We start from the raw sequence: 1205 nt of genomic DNA, 5'->3' as shown, positions 1-1205 counted from the left end.
TCCAGACGGCGCTCTTCCATCTGCCCCGGCGTCAGATGCGCCGGCCGCCACACATTGCCATCCATCGCGCACCTCCTCACGAGGACCGACACCGCCCTATGTTACACCACCTTCGTGAAGATCATTAGCGTAACGATTGTGACCGGCAGTAGAGGCACGCCGCATACGCCCGTCAGGCCGTCCCGATAGACCCAGGTGCTGGCGAGGCCACCTGGAAACAAAGCGACCGTGCTGGTGGCGTTGGCGCCGACTGAAGGCACTCCGGCACTGATCAGTGCCGGGAGGGACACGAAGGAGCCGCCACCCGCCAAGGCGTTCATGCTGCCGGCGAGCAAGCCGGCGAGCAGCAGAAACAGCGTATCGATCATCGATGAATCCAGCTTGCAAGTTCGAGTGCGACAGCGCAGTTCAGCGCGAAGCTCTGAGCAGCTTAAACATCATGCTGCTCAATCTTCCACCAACTTCCCCCACGGATCGGTGCGGAGCAATGCGGATGATTTGTAGTCACCCTACGGCTGTGGCGAGAGAAACGGACAATTTTCTCTATGCTGGTGCATAGTCGGCCTTTGTCTTAGGCGAAGAGCGGACGACATCCCTCGCCTAGAAGCCTTGTTCCACACCGCCTTCCGCGAGATTGAACATGAACCATAGACCCGGAAGATCGCCGAATGGCACGGGGCTGACCTAAGCCGAACTTTTGCAAGGGGCGCGAAGCCGACATTTACACAGTCACGCTTAGAGATTGTCCCTGGTAGGGTCGAGGTGTGGCGCAATGGCTGTAGGATCGGCCCATCTGTTTCCACCCCTTTCGTATAGCAGTGCCTCACTAGCCGAGCCCTTCCGTACGAGAAGGTGCCTCTTGTGACGACTGAAGCATTAGAAACCATCCGAAGGCAGCTTGCCTTCCTATCTGAGCTTGATCGGCTGAAGTCCGTTATTCGGCAGTCACCACTGATCAATCGCACCCGCCGGGAGAATTCAGCCGAGCATTCGTGGCATCTTGCAATGTTTGCCTTGGTTCTATCGGAACATGTCGAGGACGTGGATGCCCTGCACGGTAACATTGGCAAAAGTCCGGGCTGAGCTGGCGGGTCGGGGTTCCGGCGCAGCGACAATTCTGATTCAATCCCCTGCATGTCACCGGCCCCGGATCTTGATGGCCTGTCGAACGCCGATCTGAAGCGGTTGGTGCTGGAGCTGTTGGG

Annotated in this window: 1 protein-coding gene and 1 pseudogene; one reads left to right on the top strand and one right to left on the bottom strand. The window is 58.3% G+C overall.

Going from position 1 to position 1205, the window contains the following annotated elements; genetic code table 11:
• Positions 1-125 precede the first annotated feature (125 nt).
• Positions 126-368, bottom strand: a pseudogene (locus FS320_RS43710) (TSUP family transporter); the annotation flags it as partial.
• 484 nt (positions 369-852) lie between these two features.
• Between FS320_RS43710 and FS320_RS43705 the strand changes: the two are divergent.
• A complete protein-coding gene (locus FS320_RS43705) occupies positions 853-1083 on the top strand; it encodes an HD domain-containing protein (RefSeq protein ID WP_338105708.1) in 231 nt (76 codons plus the stop codon).
• Positions 1084-1205: the final 122 nt, after the last annotated feature.

It is taken from the genome of Microvirga tunisiensis (assembly GCF_009296175.1).
Taxonomy (GTDB): domain Bacteria; phylum Pseudomonadota; class Alphaproteobacteria; order Rhizobiales; family Beijerinckiaceae; genus Microvirga; species Microvirga tunisiensis.
The sequence above is the reverse complement of the archived record's forward strand: the minus strand, read 5'-3'. Positions and strand labels throughout refer to the sequence as shown.